Source organism: Candidatus Avedoeria danica (genome assembly GCA_016703025.1).
In the GTDB taxonomy this organism is placed as follows: domain Bacteria; phylum Chloroflexota; class Anaerolineae; order Epilineales; family Epilineaceae; genus Avedoeria; species Avedoeria danica.
The window spans coordinates 1,602,716-1,617,377 of record JADJCV010000004.1; the positions used below are offsets into that span (position 1 = coordinate 1,602,716).

12 protein-coding genes are annotated in these 14,662 nt (G+C 72.7%); 6 read left to right on the forward strand and 6 right to left on the reverse strand.

The genetic code is table 11. From position 1 onward, the window contains the following. Positions 1–33 precede the first annotated feature (33 nt). Positions 34–975: a CAP domain-containing protein gene (locus IPG72_09825; protein MBK6769281.1), complete on the reverse strand. Its 942-nt coding sequence runs from the start codon at positions 973–975 to the stop codon at positions 34–36. An 80-nt stretch (positions 976–1,055) separates the two neighbouring features. Next, positions 1,056–2,240, reverse strand: coding sequence for a hypothetical protein (locus tag IPG72_09830; protein MBK6769282.1), 1,185 nt, complete (start codon positions 2,238–2,240; stop codon positions 1,056–1,058). Between the two features lie 164 nt (positions 2,241–2,404). On the opposite strand from IPG72_09830, the gene IPG72_09835 reads away from it, so the two are divergent. After that, complete coding sequence (locus IPG72_09835) at positions 2,405–5,221, forward strand: hypothetical protein (protein MBK6769283.1); 2,817 nt, start codon at positions 2,405–2,407, stop codon at positions 5,219–5,221. A 53-nt stretch (positions 5,222–5,274) separates the two neighbouring features. Next, positions 5,275–5,841 (forward strand): elongation factor P, encoded by a 567-nt coding sequence (efp, locus tag IPG72_09840; protein ID MBK6769284.1) that lies wholly within the window; start codon positions 5,275–5,277, stop codon positions 5,839–5,841. 108 nt (positions 5,842–5,949) lie between these two features. Here the strand turns inward: efp and IPG72_09845 are convergent, their stop codons facing one another. Continuing rightward, positions 5,950–6,792, reverse strand: coding sequence for a DUF4230 domain-containing protein (locus IPG72_09845; GenBank protein MBK6769285.1), 843 nt, complete (start codon positions 6,790–6,792; stop codon positions 5,950–5,952). A gap of 66 nt (positions 6,793–6,858) precedes the next feature. Here IPG72_09845 and IPG72_09850 point away from each other — a divergent pair, with 66 nt between their 5' ends. Continuing rightward, positions 6,859–7,761, forward strand: a complete 903-nt coding sequence (locus IPG72_09850; GenBank protein ID MBK6769286.1) for an MBL fold metallo-hydrolase — start codon at positions 6,859–6,861, stop codon at positions 7,759–7,761. A gap of 12 nt (positions 7,762–7,773) precedes the next feature. Here IPG72_09850 and IPG72_09855 read toward each other — a convergent pair whose 3' ends face one another. Next, positions 7,774–9,423 (reverse strand): M28 family peptidase, encoded by a 1,650-nt coding sequence (locus IPG72_09855; GenBank protein MBK6769287.1) that lies wholly within the window; start codon positions 9,421–9,423, stop codon positions 7,774–7,776. A 190-nt stretch (positions 9,424–9,613) separates the two neighbouring features. On the opposite strand from IPG72_09855, the gene IPG72_09860 reads away from it, so the two are divergent. From IPG72_09860 to IPG72_09870, 3 genes are all read left to right on the forward strand, one after another. Next, positions 9,614–10,465, forward strand: coding sequence for a PIG-L family deacetylase (locus tag IPG72_09860; GenBank protein MBK6769288.1), 852 nt, complete (start codon positions 9,614–9,616; stop codon positions 10,463–10,465). A gap of 299 nt (positions 10,466–10,764) precedes the next feature. Then, positions 10,765–11,541, forward strand: coding sequence for an SDR family oxidoreductase (locus IPG72_09865; GenBank protein MBK6769289.1), 777 nt, complete (start codon positions 10,765–10,767; stop codon positions 11,539–11,541). A gap of 19 nt (positions 11,542–11,560) precedes the next feature. Next, positions 11,561–12,790 carry a competence/damage-inducible protein A gene (locus IPG72_09870; GenBank protein ID MBK6769290.1) on the forward strand — a complete coding sequence of 410 codons (1,230 nt, stop codon included), beginning with the start codon at positions 11,561–11,563 and terminating at the stop codon, positions 12,788–12,790. A 6-nt stretch (positions 12,791–12,796) separates the two neighbouring features. Here IPG72_09870 and IPG72_09875 read toward each other — a convergent pair whose 3' ends face one another. Together IPG72_09875 and IPG72_09880 are read right to left on the reverse strand one after the other, a co-directional pair. After that, entirely contained in the window at positions 12,797–13,882 is a 1,086-nt protein-coding gene (locus IPG72_09875) for a site-2 protease family protein (protein ID MBK6769291.1), read from the reverse strand. Positions 13,883–13,885: 3 nt separating this feature from the next. After that, the gene (locus tag IPG72_09880) at positions 13,886–14,638 is read right to left on the reverse strand and encodes a metallophosphoesterase (GenBank protein ID MBK6769292.1); all 753 of its coding nucleotides are present in this window, start codon (positions 14,636–14,638) and stop codon (positions 13,886–13,888) included. Positions 14,639–14,662: the final 24 nt, after the last annotated feature.

Consider the following 14,662-nt stretch of genomic DNA (forward strand, 5'->3'; position numbering starts at 1 on the left):
CGGCGGTGGCGGCGGTCGGCCAGCGGTCGGCAATCAGCGGCGTCGCCCGGTTCCCCACCCCGTCGACGCAAGCGCGAGCAGGCCGACGACGGCCAGCAGCGCGACGACACCGACTCCGACGGCCACGGCCGATATCCGCGTCGGCGGTGCGGCGGGTGCGGTCGACGGGGCCGCACCCGCGGTCGGGCCGGCCGCCACGGCAGTCGGCGTCAACGCCGCCGTCGTCGCCACGGCGACGGTGTCCGTCATCGGCTGCGTGCTACTGGACGGCAGCGACGCGGTGAGCGCCGCCGTCGCCGTCAGCGACGTCGTCGAAGTGACTTCGGCCGTCGCGGTGACGACTTCCGTCGCCGCGGCCGTTGGCGGCGCCGTGGCGACCGACGTGGCCGTCACCGGGACCGCGGCCGGCACGTCGTCGACGCCGTCGTACGTCCCGAAGTCGAGCACCCACACGAAGCCGAAACGCGTGGGCGCTGCCCCCACCCCGACCTCGCGGAACGTAGCGTCGAGCATGTTCGGTCGATGGCCCGGATCGTCCATCAACCACTGGAACCCTTCGTCCACCGTCGCGCGGGCGACGAAGTTCTCGCTCGTGCGCACGCCGCCGTGCCCGGCGCCATAGCCGGCGTCGGCCATCCGCTGCTTGGCCGAGCGACCGTCAAGGCCGGTGTGCGAGTAGTGGTTGTGCTCGGCGACTTCGCGGGCGTGGCCAGCCGCGACGTCGGCGAGGAGCGGCGACGAGCGGTACGGCCGCAGCCCGTTGGCCGTGCGGGCGGCGTTCAAGCGGGTGAGCATGCCCTCGGCGGCGGCGGCGGTGGCGGCTTCGTCGGCGAGGGCGCGGTGGGCAGGATGGGCGGTGATCGGCAGCGACGGCAGAGCGAACAACGCCACGGCAACGGCTGCGGCCGCGGCCGCGGCTGCGCGCACCACGGAAAGCGCGGCGGCCCGGTTCGGACGGGCGGGACGTGGGGCCATTTCCGGACTCCTGACTGGCACAAGGACGGACGGGGCCCCATGATCGTCAGCACCTCGTGATATCGTCAAGCCGCTGCGCGTCACCGCACGACGAACGGCACGTGGATCGGCTCCCGCACACCGCACTCGGCCATCCCGCGCCCGCGCGCGTAGATGCAGACGGGCGGCGCCTCGAAGGCGCGCTCGAGAAGGTCGCCCGCCACGCCGGTGAGGCCGGCAGACGGCCCGCCGGTGACCTCGACGGCCAACAGGCGCGGTCCGGTTTCGGCATCCGCACGGGCTCGGAACGTTGCCCGGACATGCATTTCGCCGGCATCGGATTGCTCCACCGGTTTGAACCACTGGATCTCGGGGGACGCGGCGTCCGAGTCCGGATCGGTGTCGACGACGTCCCAGTCGCTCGTGGCCGGTGCGATGCGGGTGAACGCCTCGGTCGGGACGTCCGGCACGAACATCCGGTCGGCGATCTCGCCGAGGACCGCAACAAGGTCCGTGCCGCGGTCGTTCGACGAGCGAAACAGCCAGCCTGGGGTGTTGCAGCCGGTCATCCGTGGCTGCGAACGCCGCGTCACGAGCAGTGCCACCGTTGCGCCGGTGTCGCGCACGTCCCGGCAGGCGGCGGCGTAGTCTGATGTCGTGGGCTGCGGGCCGGTGCCGCACTCCGTTCCGCCCGAGTCGACGACAAGGACAATCGGTGACGGTTCGCCGGGCGATGACGGACGGGCTGCCAGAGCATCGCGTGCGAGCGCGAGGGCGCCGAGCATGTCGCGATCCTGGCTCGCCGGGAAGCGCGAGAGGCCGTCGCGCCATACCCGGTGCGCCGCCTCCCCCGTCCCAAGCGACGCGCTGACGCCTGCCGGGCAGCTCGCCATCACGGTCCCGAACCGCTGGCCGTTCTCGAAGCCCACGCGGTCCGCGAAGGAGGTGAGCGCCAGACGGAGGTTGCTGAGAAAGAGCGGCCCGTCCGGATCCACCGCGGCCCAGGCGGCGGACGGATCGGCGACGATCAGGACATCGCGCTTCACGCCGCCGCCGGCGCAGCGCCACCGCCACGAGAGCGTGAGGCCAACCGTGCCGCCGATCCGCACGGCAGCGCGGTCGGTCGTGGCTTGCGTGTCGACGATCTCGCATGGACCGTCGGCATCGGGCGCGGCGACGGACGGCAGGGCGTGGGCGACGGGCAGTCCGTGCAGGCCCGTGCGATGTTCGACGAGGACGGCGGTGCAGAGGGCCGCAACGATGAGTGGCCGAATGGTGGTGGGCACGACATTCCTCCTGGCTATGAGCGTGGCTGCGATGGGGTCATCGACGGGCGCGGCGAGCGCGTGTCACACTGGGTCACGCCTCAGGCGCCGGACGGTTCCATCGACCCGCGCCGCCGCGCCCGAACCGTCGAACATCTGTTGCCGCATCTGATACAATCGCCATCATGTCCACCCCCACCACCTACGTCAGCCTCGACCTCGAAACCACCGGACTGAACGCCGACCGCGACGCGATCATCGAGGTCGGCGCGGTCAAGTTCGCCGACGGGCGGATCCTCGGCGAGTTCACGTCGCTGGTTCAACCGGGCATCACGCTGTCCCACCGGATCGAGCAGCTGACCGGCATCCGCACGATCGACCTCGTGGAGGCGCCGCCGATCGGTCCCGTCCTGGCCGAGCTCGCCGCGTTCGTCGGCGACGCGCCCGTTGTCGGGCACAACGTCGGTTTCGACCTCGGCTTCCTCAAGCGCGCCGGTTGGACGCCGCCGGGCGACGCGATCGACACGCACGAGTTGGCGACGATCCTCGTCCCGGAAGCCCGCCGCTTCAGCCTCGGCCATCTGGCGGCCTTCCTCGCCCTCGACGGCGACCCCAACCACCGCGCCCTGCCGGACGCCCGAACGAGCCGCGTGCTGTTCGATGCTCTCGTCGAGCGCGCCCGCCGCCTCCCACCGGCCACGCTCACCGCCATCGAGCGCCTGTCGACACGCACGCGCTGGGGCGCCGGCCGCGTGTTCATCGCCGCGGCGGCCGACCCGCTGCCCGCCGCGATGCCGCGCCCGATCGGGTCGGCTTCGCTCGGCGCCGCGCTGAAGAGCAGCCCACGCCGCGTCGAGATCGACGCCGCCACGGTGGGCGCGCTGCTGGCGCCGAGCGGGGCGCTTGCGGGCTCATTGGCCGCGTACGAGGACCGGCCCGGCCAGCAGGCGATGCTGGCCGAGGTCGTGCGGGCGCTGAACGACGGCGACCAAGTGCTCATCGAGGCCGGCACCGGCACCGGCAAGAGCCTGGCGTACCTCCTCCCGGCGGCGGCCTATGCGCTGGCGAACGGCTGCCCGGTCATCGTCAGCACGCACACGATCACGCTGCAGGATCAGCTCGTCTCCAAGGACCTGCCGCTCGTGCGGTCGCTCACGGACGACGGGCTGCGCTTTGCGATGCTCAAAGGACGGGACAACTACCTCTGCCGCAGCCGGCTCGACATGCTCCTCCAGCGCGACGACCTGGATGCCGAGACCGTGCGCGCCTTGGCCAAAGTGCTCGTCTGGGCACCGACGACGACGACCGGCGACCGCGTCGAGCTTGCGCTGCGGCCCGAGGACGAGCGCACGTGGCGGCAACTCTGCGCCGACGGCGGCGCGTGCACGGGCGACCGCTGCGCCTACGCCGCCCGCGGCGAGTGCTGGCTCCACCGTGCCCGCAGCCGCGCCTTCGCCAGCCACATCGTCGTCGTGAATCACGCCCTGTTGGCGAGCGACATGGTGCAGGCCGACAGCGGCCGCGGGATCCTGCCGCCGTACAAGCACCTGATCATCGACGAGGCGCACCATCTGGAGGATGTCGCCACCGACGTGCTCAGCTTCTCGGCCGGGCGAACGCAGCTGCAGGACGCCGTCGCGGCGCTGGCGGCCAAGAGCCGCGGCACGCTGGCCACGCGCCTGACGACGGCGCTCGAGCTGTTGCGCATGGCGCCGATCACGCGCGCTGCCGCCTCGGCCCTGCTGGATCAGCTGGCCCGCATGACCGGCGGCCGCGCGGACGCCGACGCGGGCGTCGGTCGGCTGTACGACGCGCTCGCGGAGTTCCTCCAGGTGACGGACGAGCGCCGGATCGTCGACAAGCGGATCACCGAGGCCGTCCGCCACAGCCCGGACTGGTCGGCCGTCGAGCTGGCATGGGACGACGCGCGCACGGCGCTGGTGGCGATGCACGATGCCGGCCGGCGGCTGCTGAGCGGCATCGTGACGATCGAAGGCGACCTGGCGGATGGTGACCCGATCGTCGCCGACCTGCGCGACGCCCTCGCCGCGCTCGAAACGCTCATCGAGGGCCTCGACCGCGCCATCGCCTCGCCGCGCGGCGACGACGTGGTCTGGGCGGCCGCCGACGGCCAGGGGCGGCAGGCGCTGCACGTGGCGCCGCTGGAGGTCGGGCCGACGCTGGCGCGGCAGCTGTTCGCCGACAAGGAGACGCTCGTCCTCACCTCGGCCACGCTCCGGGCTCCCGACTTCGACTTCGCGCGCGATCGGCTCCAGCTGCCGGACGCGGCCGACCTCGTCGTCGAGAGCCCATTCGACTACGAGCGGCAAGCGCTCCTCTACGTCCCGACGGACATGCCCGAGCCGAACCGGCCGGACCACCAGCGCGCCCTCGACCGCGCGCTCATCGCGCTCGGAACGGCGATGCGCGGGCGGACGATGGTCCTCTTCACGTCGCACGCCTCGCTCCGCGAGACCTACCACGCCATTCGCTCGCCGCTCGGCGACGCCGGGGTCACGGTGATCGGCCAAGGGCTGGACGGCTCGCGCAACACGCTCCTCGGCACGTTCATGGACCCCGAGACGCCGACGATGCTGCTCGGCACGCGCTCGTTCTGGGAGGGCATCGACATCCCCGGCGAAGCGCTCAGCTGTCTCGTGATCACCCGCCTGCCGTTCGACGTCCCGACCGACCCGCTGTTCGCCGCGCGCTCCGAGCGCCTGGACGACGCGTTCAACGACCTCTCGATCCCGCAGGCGCTCCTCCGATTCCGCCAGGGCGTCGGCCGGCTGATCCGCACGCGCGCCGACCGCGGCATCATCGCCGTCCTCGACGGCCGGATCATGACGAAGCGCTACGGCAGCACGTTCCTCGACGCGCTGCCGGAAATGACCCGCCGCCGCGCGCCGCTGGCCGATCTGGCGTTCATCGCCCACGATTGGATGGCGATGGAGGCGACCGCTGGCCGCCCGGTGGGCGCCGTTGCGAATCTGGCGTCATGAGGCGCCTGTCCTGTAAAGTTGTGCGGATTCGATGACGAAGGGATGGACGGACGATGATCGAAGCCGCTCAACTGCGCCGGGGTATGGTCGTCGACCTGGACGGCGCCTTGTACGAGTGTATCGACCAGAGCCTAATCAAGATGGGCCGCGGCGGCGCAACCGTCAAGGCCAAGATCCGCAACCTCGATAGCGGCGCCCAGTTCGAGCGCTCGTTCAACTCAAACGAGCGCCTTCAGGACATCCGGCTAGAGAACCGCCGCGTGCAATACCTCTACACCGACGGCGACCTGTTCCACTTCATGGACCTCGAGTCCTACGAGCAGCCGGTGATCCCCCGCGACCAGATCGGCGACGCCGCGCCCTGGCTCATCGAGAACATGGAGCTGCAGCTGGCGATGCACGAGGGCAAGGCCATCCGCATCGAGCTGCCGACGACCATCGACATCGAGGTCGCCGAGGCGCCGCCGGGGTTCAAGGGCGACACGTCCTCGGGCGGCACCAAGCCCGTCAAGCTGGCGAACGGCTTGATGGTGAACGTGCCGTTCTTCGTCGAGACCGGTTCGATCCTGCGGATCGACACCCGGACCGGGGCGTACGTGACGCGGGTCAAAGGCGCATAGCCGTCTGGTGGGCGATGCCGCGCCCGAGATGCCGTACCGTCGGTCCACACCACAACCGCCCGCGTTGGGCCGGGGTTGGAGTCATCATGGGCGTCATGGGTATGGGCGTCATGGGGTGGGCGGCGGCCACTCGCATGGGCCGGGGGTGCGCGTCTTGATCGTGACGCGGCCCGCACCGGCGGCCTCGAGGACGGCGCGCACCGCTATGGACGCGCGTTCGTTCGCCTGCGTCAGCACGTCGGCCGCGCAGGCGCCCTCGACGATCCGCGTGAGGGCGTAGCGCTCGGCGCGTGATTGGAGGTCGGGGTCGACCGGGCCGAAGAGGCTGCGGCGCAGGTCGTAGACGCGGGAGCGCTCGACGTCGATCGCGGCGCCGAGGATCTCGGGCGCCGGAAGCTCGACGGTCACCGACTCGGCTTCCGGCCCGATCGGCTCGCCCGAGCGGCGTTCGATGTCGACATCGCCTGTGCGCAGCTTCGACAGGTCGACGCCGGCCCGGACCTGGCCGTTGGCGATATAGAGCAGCTCGGTCGAGCCGATCGTGAAGCCGCCGATCTCGCGGGACTGCGACTCCGAGACGACGGTTTCGAGCGTGTAGACCATCGTCGTGAGCTCGGCGGCCTCTTGCAGCCGCTCGACGATGACGGATTTTGCGGTCAGCGCCGGCGTCGGGTTCGGCCGCGGGCTGAACGCGTTCGAGACGTCGTCGAGGAAGGCGTCGCCGCGGCGGTAAAGGCCGTAGAGGATCAGCGCGGCGACGACGAGGAGTGCGCCGAGGCCAGCCACGAATACCGCGGCGGCGATGACGGGCCACGAGCGGCCGGGTCGCGGCAGGCGCGACGGGTGCGAGACGTCGTCGTCGGGCGAACGGGTCGATGGCCAATCGCCGGCGGGCGGCGGCGTACGGCGGAGGGTCGGCGGGCGATGCTCGGGCGGGGTGTCGGTGGTCATCGCACTAGAATAGGCGGCGAGCCGCGGCGCGGCCAGCTTCCAACGGCCGAACGACAAGGGTCACCCGTGCGCGTTCACATCCTCGACCTGAACTTCATGGCCCTCGACCACGCCGTCGCCGCCTTCGCCATCGAAGGGCCGGACGGCTGGGCGCTCGTCGAGACCGGACCCGGCTCGACGCTGCCGGCGCTCGTCGATGGTCTGGCGGCGCTCGGCGTCCATCCGACCGAGTTGGCCGGCGCGCTCGTGACGCACATCCACCTGGACCACGCCGGAGCGGCGGGCTGGCTGGCGCGCCGAGGCGTCCCGATCTACGTCCACCCCGTCGGCGCGCCCCACCTCGTCGACCCGTCGCGCCTCGTCGCCAGCGCGACGCGGATCTACGGAGATGAAATGGACCGGCTGTGGGGGGCGATCCTGCCGGCGCCAGCCGATCGGGTGAACGCGGTCGAGGACGGCGCGACCGTCGAGGTCGCCGGGCTCACGTTCCGGGCTGTCGCAACACCCGGCCACGCGAAGCACCACCACGCCTGGCGGGTGGGCGACGCGCTGTTCACGGGCGACGCGGGCGGCGTGCGCTTGCCGGGCAGCCGGCTGGTGGCCGTGCCGGCGGTGCCGCCGGAGTTCGATCCGGACGCGTGGCGGACGACGATGGATCGCCTGCTCGCGGAGTGCGCTGCCCTGCCGGCGACGACGCTGTACCTGACCCACTTCGGCGCGGTCGCCGATGGCCGGTGGCACTTCGAGCGGTTGCGCGAGGAGCTTGGCGACGTCGTCGCGTTCATCGGCGGGCAGTTCGACGAGGGCATGGATCGGGATACGATCTTGCGACTTTATGTCGAGTGGTCGCGGGCACGGGCGTTGGAGGCGGGCGTGGATGCGGCCGAGTTGGCGCGGTTCGAGGCAGCGAACCCGTTCGGTGTGAGCGTGGATGGGGTGCTCAGATGGTTGGGAAGGCGAGCGGGGTAGCTTATCGCCGGCCTACCGCACCCCCTCCCCGCCAAACACCCCCATATGCCCCAGATCATCGCTCCCCGCCACCGCCACCCGCACCTCCGCCCCCACCGGCACTCCGTTGATCACCGTCTCAGTGCCCCGCGACCATTGGACGGCCCGGTAGGCCGGCTCGCCCGCCAGACGCCAGGCGACGTAGTAGCCTTTGACGTCGGGATTGGGCAGCGCATCCCACGTCACCCGCAGTCGATCCCCGCCCGGTGATTCCGTCGCCCCCGCCGCAGTCCCCGCCGCCACCGCCTCCACCACGAGCCGCGGCGCCGCCACCTCGCCGACCGGCGCAAGGGCCAGGTTGGCGGCGACGGCGACGTTCAGCCGGACGACGGCGGCCTGATAGGCCGGGTCGAGGCGCTCGGCCGTGTCGGACACGGCGTGCCGGCGGCCCGCATCCTCGATCGCGTCCATCAGCCGGATCGCCGGGTAGCCGGCTTCCGTGAAGGCCATGTGATCCCCGCCTTCGGCGTCGACATCGGCCGTCGGAACGGCCTCGACGGCCAGCGGACCGGCCGGCGCCCCGAGCGCGCCGGCGTAGCGTGCCGCGACGACGGCGGCGTAGCGCGCCAGGCGCCGGGAGGGCCCACCGTCCGCACCGGCCGAGAAGGCGCGCACGCTCGCCGGCTGCCGCGCCCCACCGGCGCCGGCCGCGCCGCCGACGACGTCGTTGTTCAGCACGGCGACGATCCCGAGGCCGAGCTCGCGCGCGTGGGCCGCGTGGTGCTTGGCGCCGAACTGGCCCTCCTCCTTGGCCGCGGTTGCCAGCAGCCGGACCGTGGCGTCCCATTGCCGCCGGCCCATGACCCGCGCCAGCTCGAGGAGCGCTGCCGTGCCCGACGCGTTGTCGGACGCGCCCGGCGCATCGCTCGCCCCGTCGTCGAGGGCGCTCGTACGGGAGTCGTAGTGGGCGATGACGTAGACGAACCGCTTGTCGCGTCCGATGCCGGTCAGCGTGGCCACGACGTTCTGCTGCTCCGTCGAGCGTCCGGCGAACGTCAGCGGGAAGGGTTCGGCCTGGGCCACGATCTGGCTGACCGAGCTGCGCCCGATCTGCTCGAAGCGCTCGCGCAGCCACTGCCGCGCCGGCCCGACACCGCGCGCACCGCCCTCGGGGCTCGAGAGCGCGTGGCGCGTGCCCAACGAGGCCAACTTGACGACGTCGGCGCGCAGGCGGTCGGCCGAGACGGCGCCCATCAGGTCGACGATCGCCGGGTCCGTCGGCGGCGGGCCGGCCGCGGCCACCGCCTCGCTCGGCCGCGGCGTCGGCGCCGGCAGCCCTTCGGCCGGCGGGGGGTTGCCGTTGGATGGCGGCGCGTTCCCGCCGCCCCCCGGCGCAACGGACGATCCGTCGGCGCTGCCCGCCGTCGCAAGGCCCATGACACCCGGCGGGCCAAGCGTGTACGTCGGCAGCGCGCCCGGCGCCAGCGGCGCCTCGGCCGTGCCGGCGACGACGCTGGCGGCCGTCGACTCGGCCCGCTCGTCCGGCGCGGGCGCGCCACGGCAGCCGCCGGAAACGGCGAGGGCGGCGGCAGCGGCAAGCGCGGCGGATCGCGCTGCGAGGCGGCGACGAACCGGCAGCGGGGCGGTCGGTCGCGGTGTCCGCACGTCATCGATGATCGGCATACGGGCGATTATACGGTGCGAAGGCACCGTCTCCGGTGAGGACGCGCTAAGATTTCGGCCGCATCGTCGTCCTGCCTGCCGGGGGGAGAGCCGTGGCGGCGCGACCGGTCCTGCAACCACCATCGGCCATCCGCGCTGGGCGGCGTCGGCGTTCGTCGACCGCGACCGCACGCCCGCGCGAACACCGTTCATGCTGAGCCAACGCACCGTCGTGGCGCTTGCCGCTCCGGACGCCGCAAGCGAAGGCCCGATCGACGTCGTCGTCCTCTCGCCGCACTTCGACGACGCCGCGTTCTCGCTCGGCGCGGCGCTCCACCGTTGGGCCGCCGACGGACAGCGCGTCGTCGTGGCCACGCTGTGCGGCGGCGCGCCGGCGCCGGGACCGCTCTCGCCCTTCGCCGCGGCCCACCACGCCCGCTGGGCCGCGGCCGCCGGTGCGCAGTGGGGCGCGGCCGCGGCCGTCGTCGAGGCGCGCCGGGTCGAGGACCGGCACGCGAACGCGATCCTCGGCGCCGAGGGCTGGACGCTGGACGTCGCGGACGCGATCTATCGCACCGTCAACCACCGCGGCCGCTCGCTCTGGCCGTACGCCGACGAGACGGCGCTCTTCGGCGCCCCCCACCGTCGCGAGGCGGCGCTCGGCCGGGCCGCGGCCGAGACGCTGGCCAGCATCGGCCCGCTGGCGCCGGACGTGCGGTGGCTCGTCCCGCTGGCGATCGGCGGGCACGTCGACCACCGCATGGCCCGCGCGGCAGGCGAGCTGGCGGCATGGCGGGCCCGCCGGGCGGTCAGGTACTACGCCGATTATCCGTACGCCCGCACCCCCGGCGCCGCGGCCCGCGCGCTCGCCGCCGAGCCAAGGCCGCTCGAAGCCGTCGACGACACGCTGGCCGCCGGCGACGGCGACGTCGCAGCCAAGGTCGCGGCCGTCGCGGCCTTCCGGTCGCAGCTGTCGACATTCTGGCCGGGCGACGCGGCGATGGAGGCGGACGTGCGCGGGTGGACGGAGCGGGTGTGGCGGGGGGTGGAGGAGGGAGAGTAGGCCGGCGGCGTCATACGGAGGATCGCGCTCGCTCCGACGGGCGCCGGCGCAGCGGTTCGATGCAGCGCATCGGTGCGACCGCGTTCGCTCGTCTGTTCTTGGAAAAACACGCCCGCCGCGTTATGCTCCGCTCAGTCTCGCCGCAGCAGACACGTCCGGCCCGGCCCCGCGCGCGGCCAAGCCACGCCAGCCGGGCCGCTTGCTGCCCCGCCGGGACGCAGGCTGCCCATTCGCACGACAAGACCATCCGCGCGCCTCCAACTCTTGGGCGCGCCGTGTCCGACGCAGGGGGATTTACGATGTCCGGATCGACGAAATCCAGTCTTGAGAACGGCGTTGCGCTCGTCACCGGGGCCGGCAGCGGCATCGGGCGGGCGACGGCGCAGGCGTTTGCGCGCGCCGGCGCGTGCGTGGCGGCGGCCGACATCTCGGCCGCCGCCGCCGAAGAGACGACCGCCCTCATCCGACAGGCCGGCGGCTGCTGCACGCCGATCGTCGCCGACGTGACGGACGAAGCCAGCGTGCAGGCGATGATCGACCAGGCAAGCGCCATCGGCGAGCTGCGCGCGGCGTGCAACTGCGCCGGGATCGCCGGTGCGGCGGCCAAGATCGGCGACTACCCGCTCGACGAGTGGAACAAGGTCGTGGCGATCGACCTGACGGGCGTCTTCCTGTGCATGCGCGCCGAGCTTCAGGCGATGGCGGGCCACGGCAAGGGCGGCTCGATCATCAACATCGCCTCGATCGCCGGACACGTCGGCTTGAACGGGGCGGCGCCGTATGTGGCCTCCAAGCACGGCGTCATCGGCCTGACGCAGACCGGCGCGCTGGAGTATGCCGGCGCCGGCGTGCGCGTGAACGCCGTCGCGCCCGGCTTCGTGGTGACGCCGATCCTGTCCAAGAGCGGCATCCCGTTCGACGAGGCGGCGCAGGCCAAGCTTGCCAGCCGCCATCCGATGAACCGCCTCGGTCTGCCGGAGGAGATCGCCGAAGCCGTCGTGTGGCTGGCGTCGGACGCATCGGCGTTCGTCACCGGCACGACGCTGAACGTCGATGGCGGGTACCTGGCGCGCTAGCGAGCCCTGAGCGACGATCGTGTCGAACGTTCGGCACGAAGCGGGCGATCCGACGGATCCGACCGTCCCGGTCACCGCCGAGATCGTGACGATCGGCGACGAGCTCGTGCTGGGCGAGGCGCTCGACACGAACGGCCGGGATCTGGCCCGCGCGCTGCGCACGATCGGCGTCGCCGTGACGCGCCAGACCACGGTCGGCGATGCCGTCGACGGCGTGGCCGCCACGATCCGTGAAGCGGCGTCGCGCGCGCGGATCGTCCTCACGACGGGCGGCCTCGGGCCGACGTTCGACGATCCAACGCGCGAGGCGGCGGCACGCGCCGCGGGCGTCCCGACGGTGTTCCTCCCCGATCTCTGGGCGACGATCACAACGATGTTCGAGCGCTTCGGACGGGTCCCGACGGACAACAACCGCGCACAGGCGTTCGTGCCAGCCGGTGCGCACGTCATCCCCAACCCGGTCGGGACGGCGCCGGCATTTGCCGTCGATGTCCGCGACGCGTGCGTGATCTGCCTGCCGGGCGTCCCGCGCGAGATGCGCTACCTGACCGAGCATGCAGTGCTGCCGCTGCTCGTGGCGCGCTTCGGCCTGACCGAACGGCTCTGGCTGCGAACGCTGCACTGTGCCGGCATCGGCGAGTCGGCGCTCGACGCGGCGATCCACGACATCGTGGGCACCGTGCGGCAAAGCAGTGCGCTGGCGGTCGGGCTGGCGGCGCACCTTGGCGTCGTCGATGTCCGGCTGACGGCCCGCGCGGCGACCCGCGAAGCCGCGGACGTCCTCATCGCCCCGATCGAGTCCGCGATCCGGGACCGGCTCGGCGACGCCGTTTTCGGCGCGGACGACGAGACGCTTCCTGGCGTCGTGGCCGCGGCCCTGGCGGCGCGCGGCTGGCGCATCGCCGGCGTGGAGGCAGGCGTCGGCGGGGCGCTGGCGGCGGCGCTGGCAGGGGCGGGCGATGTGTGCGCGGGCGTCGAGGTCGTGACGGACACGCTCTCCGCCGCGGCGCTCGAGGCCGCCGTGGCCGCGGCCCGCCGGTCGCGCCACGTCGAGGTCGGCGTCGGCGTCAGCCTGCGGCGGGCGGGCGATCCGGCGCACCCAGCGCCCACCGCGGGGCGGATCGACGTCTGCATCGCCACGCCGGACGGCGTGACGACGACGACGCTGGCGCACGCCGGGCACCCGGACAGCGGGCCGAGCCGGGCGGTGGCGGCGGGGGTGGATGGGGTGCGGCGCGCGATCGGCTGAGGGCCGTCACCGATCGCGGCGCTGGCCGGCGGCTTGGATCGCCAGGAACTCGCCCACGTTCTCGATCGTCAGCAGGCCGACGAGCCGACCGTCGGCCTCCACGGGCACCACCTGGATGCCGGCGCCCTGCATCCGGCCGACGGCGTCGATGAGCCGTTCGTCGGCGCCGGCGCGCGGGAAATCGCGGCGCATGAGGTCGGCGACGGGCGTGTCGAGCGCCTGGCGGTGGAGGGCGGCGAAGAGCTCGGTGCGCAGCACGACGCCGACGAGCACGCCATCGTCGACGACCGGGAAGTCGGCTTGGCTGCCGGAGAGGATGAGCGAGGTCACGCGGTGGAGCGGGTCGGACGGCGCGACGACGTCGAAGCGCGTCAGCATTGCGTGGGCGACCGTTATCCCGCCGAGGGCGGCCTGCGCCTGCACGGCGCCGGCCTCCTGCCCGGCTGCGATCCAGACGAAGAAGGCGATGAACAACAGGATCGGGTTGCCGAACAGTCCGAGCAGGCCGAACAGGAGCGCGATGCCCTGGCCGAGGCTGGCGGCGACGCGGGTGGCGCGGGCGTAGGGCAGGCGCAGGGCCAGGAGGGCGCGCAGGACGCGGCCGCCGTCCATCGGGAACGCCGGGATCATGTTGAAGACGGCCAGCGAGAGGTTGATCACGGCCAGCCGCTCCAGGAGCGGGCCCGTGGCCGTGCTCAGCCCGGCGAACGGGATCCATGAACCGGTCGCACCCAACCAAGCGAACAGCGCGGCGAAGATGGCCACGTTCACGAGCGGTCCGGCGACGGCGACGACGAGCTCCTGCCGCGGTTCGGACGGCATCCGCTCGAGGCGCGCGACGCCGCCGATGGGGTAGAGCGTGATGTCGCGCGTCGGGATGCCGTAGCGGCGGGCGGCGACGGCGTGGCCGAGTTCGTGTAGCAGGACGCAGCCGAAGAGGAGGACGAAGAAGAAGACGCCCTCGAGCGCGGCTGCGAAGCTGCGATCCCGCAGATAGGTCGAGACGCCCAGATACGCGAGCAGCAGGACGAACGTGGCGTGGATGTAGATGTCGATGCCGAATGGACGTCCGAGCTTGATCGACCAGCGCACGGATCAGCCGTTCGGTGACGCGGGCGCGCCGAACGGCGCGGCGCCGGGTCGCCAGGCGGACCCGGCCGGTGCGAGCGCCTCCGGGCGCCAGGGCGAGTCCTCCCAGCCGGGCACCTGGACGATGCGATCGTCCTCGAGGATGTAGCCCGTCAGCGAACGCCCGTATACGCAGCCCGAGTCCAACCCGACGGCGTACGGCGTGCCGTCCCGGCGGCGCTTGACGACGAGGCCGCCGGGCGCGTCGTGGCCGAAGATGATCGGCTTGTCGGCGGGCTCGTAGAAGTCGTGCCAGCGCGGGCCGACGATGCCCTTGGCGGGGGGCCAGAGCCGGATCGTCAGGAGCTGCGACCGGTCCGTGCCCGCCAGGCCGGCCTTCGGGTGGACGCCGGCATGAACGAGCAGGAACTCCGGCGTGTCGATGTACAACGGACGGGCTTTGAGCCAGGCGAGCACGTCGTCCGCGACGGGCCACAGGGCCGCGACCTGATCGCGATCCTTGTCCTTCTCGAGGCAGAGCGTGCCGCCGGAGAGGCGATCCTCCAGCAACCGGATCAGCCAGTCGTCGTGGTTGCCCAGCACCATCTCGGCGCCGGTGGCGCGCACGATGTCCCAGACCCCGAGCGGGTCGGGGCCGCGCGAGAAGGCGTCGCCGGTGAGGTAGAGTCGATCCGTGTGACGGTCGTAGTCGAGGCGGGCAAGCAGCGCGGACAGCGCCTGGGCGCAGCCGTGCACGTCGCCGATGAACAGCGTCCGCATGGCTCGTATGGCCCCCTGTGAGTC

Excerpts from the sequence above, each read along its gene's own strand:
- IPG72_09825 (MBK6769281.1), bottom strand. The coding sequence starts at position 975 with ATGGCCCCACGTCCCGCCCGTCCGAACCGGGCCGCCGCGCTTTCCGTG.
- IPG72_09835 (MBK6769283.1), top strand. The coding sequence starts at position 2,405 with ATGTCCACCCCCACCACCTACGTCAGCCTCGACCTCGAAACCACCGGA.
- efp (MBK6769284.1), top strand. The coding sequence starts at position 5,275 with ATGATCGAAGCCGCTCAACTGCGCCGGGGTATGGTCGTCGACCTGGAC.
- IPG72_09845 (MBK6769285.1), bottom strand. The coding sequence starts at position 6,792 with ATGACCACCGACACCCCGCCCGAGCATCGCCCGCCGACCCTCCGCCGT.
- IPG72_09855 (MBK6769287.1), bottom strand. The coding sequence starts at position 9,423 with ATGCCGATCATCGATGACGTGCGGACACCGCGACCGACCGCCCCGCTG.
- IPG72_09860 (MBK6769288.1), top strand. The coding sequence starts at position 9,614 with ATGCTGAGCCAACGCACCGTCGTGGCGCTTGCCGCTCCGGACGCCGCA.
- IPG72_09865 (MBK6769289.1), top strand. The coding sequence starts at position 10,765 with ATGTCCGGATCGACGAAATCCAGTCTTGAGAACGGCGTTGCGCTCGTC.
- IPG72_09880 (MBK6769292.1), bottom strand. The coding sequence starts at position 14,638 with ATGCGGACGCTGTTCATCGGCGACGTGCACGGCTGCGCCCAGGCGCTG.